Origin of the sequence: Paraburkholderia sp. (genome assembly GCF_035501035.1) — a bacterium.
In the GTDB taxonomy this organism is placed as follows: domain Bacteria; phylum Pseudomonadota; class Gammaproteobacteria; order Burkholderiales; family Burkholderiaceae; genus Paraburkholderia.
In genome coordinates, this window is sequence record NZ_DATJWR010000198.1 from 1 (window position 1) to 7,480 (window position 7,480).

The window sequence follows — 7,480 nt, forward strand, 5'->3', positions numbered from 1 at the left end:
AACGCAGCGTGCAGCGACGGCGAAGGCATAGTCCAGCGCACGAACGCGCGCCCATGCGAGGGCACGTGGCGTCGAAAGACGTGGTGTGACGAAAATCCGCCGCCTTACGGCTTGCCGGTTCGAGTCCGGTCCCCGGCACCAGTTGTTCCAGCGAATACGGCTGAAGTCCTGAAACCCGCGATAGCGCGACGCTTCGCGGGTTTTTCAATGGTGCTACGGATTCAGTTCAAACTCACACGACTGCGAGGCGGGAAACGGGCGGAGGGCGCCGCCAGCGCACTTCGGAAAGGACAATGGCAGCCGCGGCGACCGGCGGCATGAAAAGCTCAGTCGGGCGCGACGGCGCAACAAGGCGCTTGCGCACTCAACGATTGCTGATTTTTCCGGTGTAGGGATCGATCAGACGCGCGAATCCGAACAAAGCCGCAATACCAAAGGGGCAGGCGATGAAGAAGACGGTCAACATGATCGAATTCGGCCTCCAATGTAACAAAATGTATCCTCAGTTTAGTGTGAGCATGCAATTTGCATATCAGGGTCAACGACAGCATTTTGCCGCACTATCGCAGGTCAATTGACTGGGAGGGGGAGGTGAAGCGGGCTGGAACGCCCGTCTGGTGGGGCTGGAGGGGGAAAGGCGGATGCTGCTTCAAATGCAGTCGAATATTACCTCTACTGTCTGCGACGTCACGCCGCGCAGGCCTTCGCTGTGGACCTCGACCTCATGCATCTGCTTCTTTTGCTTCTCGCAGTAGGCTTGCGCCTTGTGGAGCCCAGCCGAGCGAACGTGGTTCCACGAGACGATATCCCAGCGCGCGCGGCTCGTAACGGTGAGGTGCCCGTCCTGTCTCGAATTGACGGCAGTTACCGATGTACACGCCGCCAGCGTGCCGACTCCAAGCAACAGGACATACCCTTTCATAGATTCTCCGTGGTCCGCGAGCATTCTCGCCGCCAACCCCGGACATTGGCAACCGGAAAGAACGATGGCATGCGCGCTTGCCCAGCGGCATCCAATGGGGCACCAGGCTTGCCTGGTGCGCTGGCAAGTGGCCGCGCCCGCGCGCACGCGGGCCTCGGGGAGCGCGGCGGCTAGCGTTATGGCGCCCCGCCGCCGGGCGATGCAAGGGAATGGGCCTACCGGTCAGGAGTGCCTCCTGCGAGCGATTGCGCAGGCGAGCATTGCACCGCGCGCCGGCTGCCACGCGGCGCACATACCGGTGCACGACCAAAAGGCGCCCACAGAAGGGGCTGCCAGCGGGCTCAGTCGTGGGCGATCAGATCGCCGACCTGGCCCTGGCCGGAGACGAGGCAGGAGGACAGGAAGTTTTCACTTTGGCTGCGGGCGCCGCGTTCGCCGAAGCCGTGCACGAGTGCTTCGGCTTTTACGAGTTCGGAGCCCTGGGCGCAGGTAAGCGAGCCAGCCTCGTGAGCCTGCACACGTGTCATGGCACGGTTCGCGAGGAGGAGTGCGAGGACGATGACGACGCCAACATTGAATGCTTGTCTCATGATTTCGTCTCCTTGTGCATTGAGACTATCTCAGCCGTTCGGCGTCCGAATCCAGGAGTTTCCCGGCGATGCACCGCAGCACATGCGGCGCGCAAAAGCGCCATTTCATGCTCTCTGCGTAATGCTTCGGCATCCTTTGCTTGCTCCTCGCGTGCCGCTTCGCCTTGATTGGCGCGGTGCTGTGAAAAGGCAGTTCTGCACGGGGGGAGGCGCTGCGTCGCAACAATGCCGCGACGCGTCAGATCGGACGTCAGCTAACGAATGTAGTCGCGTTGAGCGGTGAGGAGGGCGTAGCACACCGTCATAGTGTGTTTTTGCACAATCACTCGTGCAAAAACCTCCACGCGACCGGCGTTCTCGCTGGCTGGAAATGAAAATCGCCCTAGTGCCATGTTGGATGCCACGTGCCGCATGGCGCGTCTTGAAAAGCGCGAGGGCTTCCTGCAAGATCGACGCCCGACCCCTTTTTCCTGTGCGAGGTGAACCTATGCAGTTGATCGGCATGATGGACTCTCCGTATGTCCGCCGCGTCGCGATTTCGCTGCACGTGCTCGGGCTGCCCTTCGAGCATCGCAGCATTTCGGTATTTCGGCAGTACGACGAATTTGCCCGGATCAATCCGGTCGTGAAGGCGCCGACCTTCGTCGACGACGACGGCACCCAGCTGATCGATTCGACACTCATCCTCGACTATCTGGACCGCAAAGTACCGGCCGCGCGGCGGCTCATGCCGGAGGAAACGCAGGAACGCACGTTCGCGCTGCGCGTGAACGGCTTTGCGCTGGCCGCGATGGAAAAGACCGTGCAACAGGTCTACGAGCGCGAGCTGCGTCCCGCCGAGCGTCAGCATGAGCCGTGGTTCGAGCGCGTGAACGCCCAGATGCACGCGGCATGGGCGGTGCTCGACCAGCTCGTGGCGGGCCGCGACGGGTGGCTGTGCGCGGGCCGTATCACTCAGGCCGATATCACGACGGCGGTCGCCTGGCGTTTCAATCAGCACATCCTGCCCGGCTGCGTAGATCCGGCACGATATCCGGCGATCGCCGCGCTTGGCGCGCGCACCGAGACGCTGCCGGAATTCGTCGCCACACCGCTCGTCTAAACCGCTTGCGCTGCGGCGGCGCGCCACGCATGGAGGGGCCGGAAGCCTTGCCCGGCCACCACAGGCGCGACGCAGGGCCATGCCCCCCGAATTTTTCCCGCCGATCTCATCGATTGTTTGCGATTCTCGACAAGTGACTTCGCCGACAGCCCATTTATCAGCGTCCGCTGCATTCCTAGAATGACAACCATTGAATGACCCTGCGTCAGGACGACGCGGGGCATGCAGCGGGAGCGGTGATGAAATCCTTTATCGAACGACAGTTGTATCAGCCGGCGCTGGTCCTGCCGATGGTGGACCTGATGCAGCTGATGGTGTCGGTCGACTTCAACATGGGGCAAGTCGGGTTCATGGTGGCGACGCGCGGTGCGCGCGCCGCGTTCCAGCGCTCGCGCGAGCTCTGGAACGCCGGTCACGCGGAATCCGTGCCGACCGATTGCGTGCACTGAGCTTTGCGCCATTCTTACGTGCGCACTCGCATGCGCTGACAGTCCCAATCCCCGATTACACGACCGAAATCGCATTGACCGAACGCCCGACGCAAGCGCGCGGCGCGTTCGCGGATCCCCCTGATGCGCAGCGGCATTGCCCATTTGCTGTTGTGACGTCACCCTGTGAGCCGCCTCGACGTGCGAGGCGGCTCTTTTTTTGCGTGCTCGCTCTCCTTCGTCACGCATCCGGCGTGCAACGCGCGGCGGCCACTCGCCGCGCGTAGGATGGCGCGAGTGGCGTTTCTCGCATTTCGCGACTCATCGGCTCAATTCGCTGCAGCAACAAGGGAGAGCGGCATGGCACAACGGTTCGATGCGATCGTGATCGGCACGGGGCAGAGCGGGCCGCCGCTCGCCGTGCGGCTCGGGCAGAGCGGGCGCAATACGGCGGTGATCGAGCGTGCGTCTTTCGGCGGGACCTGCGTGAACGTCGGTTGTACGCCGACCATGGCCCACGTCGCCTGCGCGCGCGCCGCGCACGTCGCGCGTCACGCCGCGGACTACGGCGTGCGGATAGGCGACGGCGTGCAGGCAGCCGCAACGGGCATAGCGGCCACGAGCGCAGGGACTACGAGCGCGGCCGATGTGCGCGTCGATCTCGCGTTCGTGAAGGCGCGCAAGGAGCGCATCATCGGCGCCTCGCGCGAAGGCGTCGAGCGCTGGCTGCGCAACACGCCGAACGTCACGGTGCTGCAGGGCCACGCCCGCTTCACGGGCGCGGCGGCCCGCGACGGCTCGCAGCTCGATCTCGAAGCGCCCGAGATCTTCATCAATACCGGCACGCGCGCGCAAATTCCCGCGATTTCGGGGCTCGACACGATCCGCTACGAAACCAATTCGACGCTGCTCGCGCTCGAGCAGTTGCCTGAGCATCTGGCGATCTGCGGCGGCAGCTACGTGGCGCTCGAATTCGCGCAGATGTTCCGCCGCTTCGGCAGGGCAGCGGGTATCGAGTGCGATGTGCACGGCCTCATTGCGGTCGACGGTCAATTGCGCACGCGCACGGAGGGCATCTGGGCACTCGGCGACGTGAATGGCCGCGGCGCATTCACGCACACTTCATACGACGACTTCCAGATCGTCGCTGCGAATCTGCTGGACGGCGCGCAGCGCAGCGCCAATACGCGCATTCCCGCCTACGCGGTGTTCGTCGATCCGCCGCTCGCGCGCGTGGGCCTGAGCGAACGCGAAGGGCGCGAGCGCGGCAAGCCCGCGCTCATCGCGAAGATGCCGATGTCGCGCGTAGGCCGCGCGCGTGAGCGTGGCGAGACCGACGGCTTCATGAAGGCGATGGTGGATGCGCAGACGAAGCGCATCCTCGGCGCGGCAATATTCGGCATCGCGGGCGACGAGGCCATTCACACGTTCATCGACACGATGACGGCCGACGCGCCCTACACGACACTGCAATACGCGATACACGTGCACCCGACGGTGAGCGAACTGGTGCCGACGCTGTTCGATGGCCTGAAGCCGCTTGCATGAGCGCGCAGATGAACACACAAACGTAGACATAAACAAGCGCGCAAATGAACGAGCCAGCGCCTGCCACATTCGGCAATCTCTATGCAGGCATCGTCCGCGATGCCACCGGCGAGCGGTTCGATACGCTCGTAGCGTGCGGCGGGGTGCTGGTCGAGCGCATCGTCTCGACCGGGCAGGCGAGCCCGCCCGGCTTCTGGTACGACGACGCACGCGAGGAATGGGTGGTGCTGCTATCTGGCGCCGCGACGTTGGAGTTCGAGGAAGCCGGCGAGCCGGCGCGGCGTCTGCTGCCCGGCGACTACGTGCATCTTCCGGCGCACTGCAGGCACCGCGTGGCGTGGACCGATCCGACCGTCCCGAGCGTGTGGCTGGCGGTGTATTTCAGCGCGCAGGGCGAGGAGCGTGGTGCCGGCGAGTAAGCGAAGTGGCGCGCGCGGCGCAAGTTTGCCGACGAGGATCAGAGCGCTCAAGGCGTGAACGATAATCCCATCCAACTCCTTCACATCTTCGCTGGACCGAACCGAAACACCATGCCCACGAAATCGCCGCTGCGCGTCGCGCTGGTTTCCGATACGCACAATCTGCTGCGTCCCGAGCTTCTCGCTTTCCTCGTGGGCTCGCATGCCATCGTGCACGCGGGCGACATTTGCGAGCCGTCCGTGCTCGACACGCTCGCGGCCATCGCGCCGTTGACGGTCGTGCGCGGCAACAACGATCGCGGCGCCTGGGCCGAGTCCCTGCCCGTGCAGACCACGCTCGAAGTGGGCGGTGTGCGGCTCGCCGTGGTACACGAGTTGCCCGACCTGCGCGGCGATCCCGTCGCCGAGGGCATTGCCGTCGTGGTGAGCGGGCATTCGCACAAGCCCTCGCTCGAAACGCGCGAGGGCGTGCTGTACGTGAATCCCGGCAGCGCGGGCCCACGGCGTTTCAAGCTGCCCATTACGGCCGCGATGTTGACGATCGCAGAGAACGGCACGCTGCAAGTCGAGCACAGCAGACTCGTCGAATAGCGCAGCGTGCGCGCGTAAAAAAGGCCAGCGCGAGGCTGGCCTTTCGACGCAGGCGAAACGGGAGCGACGTGTATTACGCGCGCACGGCGTTGGCGACGGCGTAGTCGTCGTCGAGTTCGCGCGCGAGACGCACGCCGCGCAGTACCGCATGCGCTTCTGCCCTGGTGCTCACGCTCGGCGCCGAACCCGGCAGCGGACGGCGCGCCGTTTCATGCAGCGCCAACACCGAAATGATGCCGATCACCGCCGCGCCCATCAGGTAGTACGCGGGCATCATCAGGTTCTGCGTGTGCTCGACAAGCCATGCCGCCACGAGCGGCGTCGTTCCGCCGAACAGCGACACCGAGACGTTGAAGCCGATGGCGAGCGCCCCATAGCGGATCGCGGTCGGGAACAGCGCCGGTAGCGCCGAGGGCATCACGCCCGTGAAGCACGAGAGCAGCGCGCCGAGAATCAGGAGACCGAAGAATACCGGCACGAGGGTGCCCGTCTGGATCAGCATGAGCGACGGGATCGAGAGCAGGATCAGGCCCACGCAGCCCGCGAGCATCACCGGTTTGCGGCCGATGGCGTCGGACAGGCGGCCGAACGCGAGTGTCATCGGCATCATCAGCACCATCACGATCAGCACGAGGAAGAGGCCGTGCGTCTCGTTGAAGTGCAGCGTGGCCGAGAGGTAGCTCGGCAGGTACGAGAGCGCCATGTAGTCGGTCACGTTGAAGATCAGCACGAGACCCACGCACAGCAGGAAGGGGCGCAGGTGCTGCGTGAGCAGCGTGCGCATCGTGAGCTTCGGGCGCGCGTGCTCTTCGGCTTCGCGCAGTTGCGCTTCGCGCTTGAACGCAGGCGTTTCCTCGAGTTTCGTGCGGATGTAGAGGCCAACGAGGCCGAGCGGGCCCGCAACGAGGAACGGCACGCGCCAGCCCCAGTCGAGGAGCGCCTCGTGCGGGAGCACGGCGGTCAGCACCGCGACCGTGCCCGCGCCGAACACGTAGCCGATCAGCGTGCCGAACTCGAGGAAGCTGCCCATGAAGCCGCGGCGCTTGTCGGTGGCGAATTCGGCGATGAAGGTCGCCGCGCCGCCGTATTCGCCGCCTGTCGAAAAGCCCTGAATCAGGCGCGCCACGAGCAGGAGCACGGGCGCGGCGATGCCGATCGAGTGGTACGACGGGATCACGCCGATTGCGAAGGTGCCGCACGCCATCATGATCATCGTCATCGCGAGCACACGCTGGCGGCCGATGCGGTCGCCGAGGGGCCCGAACACCATGCCGCCGATCGGGCGCACGAGGAACGCAGCCGCGAACGTGCCGAAGGTGGCGATCAGCTGCGCCGATGGATTGCTCGACGGGAAGAACACCTGGCCGAGCGTGACGGCGATGTAGCTGTACACGCCGAAGTCGAACCATTCCATGGCGTTGCCGAGCGCCATGGCGCCGACGGCGCGTTTGAGGAGGCTTTTGTCGACGATCGTGATGTCGTCGAGGGTAAGGTCGGTCTGGGCCGACGCGCCGGAAGTGGAAGCGGTCAAGGTCTGCATCTCCAATGACTGCGACGAACCCACGAGGGCCCGCCACGGTTGCCGGAGAGTACCGTTTCGCGATAGCGGCGACATTTCGCGCACGGCACGTCACTTTGCGTCAGAGACGAGGACGGGCCGATGGTGCATCGCACAAGGCGAGCGGCGCACGAAAGCAATGCTGAAGTGTCGCGAAACGACACTCGGACAAATTGTGTTTAACGTTGCGCCTGCGTGGCCGTGGATGGGGGGCAGGGCGCATGAGGACGCTGGACCGGCACGAGGTGCCAAAGTGAAGCGCCGCTGAAACGAAAAAGAAGCCCGCGTGGCGGAGCGTTCTTTTTGTCAAATGCGCATTCGG

8 protein-coding genes are annotated in these 7,480 nt (G+C 64.6%); 5 read left to right on the forward strand and 3 right to left on the reverse strand.

From position 1 onward, the window contains the following. Positions 1-649 precede the first annotated feature (649 nt). Positions 650-922, reverse strand: coding sequence for a hypothetical protein (locus VMJ11_RS14075; protein WP_325620005.1), 273 nt, complete (start codon positions 920-922; stop codon positions 650-652). 341 nt (positions 923-1,263) lie between these two features. Beyond that, the gene (locus VMJ11_RS14080) at positions 1,264-1,512 is read right to left on the reverse strand and encodes a hypothetical protein (protein ID WP_325620006.1); all 249 of its coding nucleotides are present in this window, start codon (positions 1,510-1,512) and stop codon (positions 1,264-1,266) included. Positions 1,513-1,999: 487 nt separating this feature from the next. Between VMJ11_RS14080 and VMJ11_RS14085 the strand changes: the two genes are divergently transcribed. From VMJ11_RS14085 to VMJ11_RS14105, 5 genes are all read left to right on the forward strand, one after another. Beyond that, positions 2,000-2,614, forward strand: coding sequence for a glutathione S-transferase family protein (locus tag VMJ11_RS14085; RefSeq protein WP_325620007.1), 615 nt, complete (start codon positions 2,000-2,002; stop codon positions 2,612-2,614). 239 nt (positions 2,615-2,853) lie between these two features. Next, positions 2,854-3,063: a hypothetical protein gene (locus tag VMJ11_RS14090; protein ID WP_325620008.1), complete on the forward strand. Its 210-nt coding sequence runs from the start codon at positions 2,854-2,856 to the stop codon at positions 3,061-3,063. A gap of 339 nt (positions 3,064-3,402) precedes the next feature. Beyond that, positions 3,403-4,590, forward strand: a complete 1,188-nt coding sequence (locus VMJ11_RS14095; protein ID WP_325620009.1) for a mercuric reductase — start codon at positions 3,403-3,405, stop codon at positions 4,588-4,590. Positions 4,591-4,634: 44 nt separating this feature from the next. Further along, on the forward strand, positions 4,635-5,009 hold the full coding sequence (locus VMJ11_RS14100; protein WP_325620010.1) for a cupin domain-containing protein: 375 nt from the start codon (positions 4,635-4,637) through the stop codon (positions 5,007-5,009). A 111-nt stretch (positions 5,010-5,120) separates the two neighbouring features. Continuing rightward, positions 5,121-5,600, forward strand: a complete 480-nt coding sequence (locus tag VMJ11_RS14105; RefSeq protein WP_325620011.1) for a metallophosphoesterase family protein — start codon at positions 5,121-5,123, stop codon at positions 5,598-5,600. Between the two features lie 73 nt (positions 5,601-5,673). Here VMJ11_RS14105 and proP read toward each other — a convergent pair whose 3' ends face one another. Next, positions 5,674-7,131, reverse strand: coding sequence for a glycine betaine/L-proline transporter ProP (proP, locus tag VMJ11_RS14110; protein ID WP_414694396.1), 1,458 nt, complete (start codon positions 7,129-7,131; stop codon positions 5,674-5,676). Positions 7,132-7,480 lie beyond the last annotated feature (349 nt).

Bases quoted from the DNA above. Each gene is read 5' to 3' on its own strand.
- VMJ11_RS14075 (WP_325620005.1), bottom strand. From the start codon at position 922: ATGAAAGGGTATGTCCTGTTGCTTGGAGTCGGCACGCTGGCGGCGTGT.
- VMJ11_RS14080 (WP_325620006.1), bottom strand. From the start codon at position 1,512: ATGAGACAAGCATTCAATGTTGGCGTCGTCATCGTCCTCGCACTCCTC.
- VMJ11_RS14085 (WP_325620007.1), top strand. From the start codon at position 2,000: ATGCAGTTGATCGGCATGATGGACTCTCCGTATGTCCGCCGCGTCGCG.
- VMJ11_RS14090 (WP_325620008.1), top strand. From the start codon at position 2,854: ATGAAATCCTTTATCGAACGACAGTTGTATCAGCCGGCGCTGGTCCTG.
- VMJ11_RS14095 (WP_325620009.1), top strand. From the start codon at position 3,403: ATGGCACAACGGTTCGATGCGATCGTGATCGGCACGGGGCAGAGCGGG.
- VMJ11_RS14100 (WP_325620010.1), top strand. From the start codon at position 4,635: ATGAACGAGCCAGCGCCTGCCACATTCGGCAATCTCTATGCAGGCATC.
- VMJ11_RS14105 (WP_325620011.1), top strand. From the start codon at position 5,121: ATGCCCACGAAATCGCCGCTGCGCGTCGCGCTGGTTTCCGATACGCAC.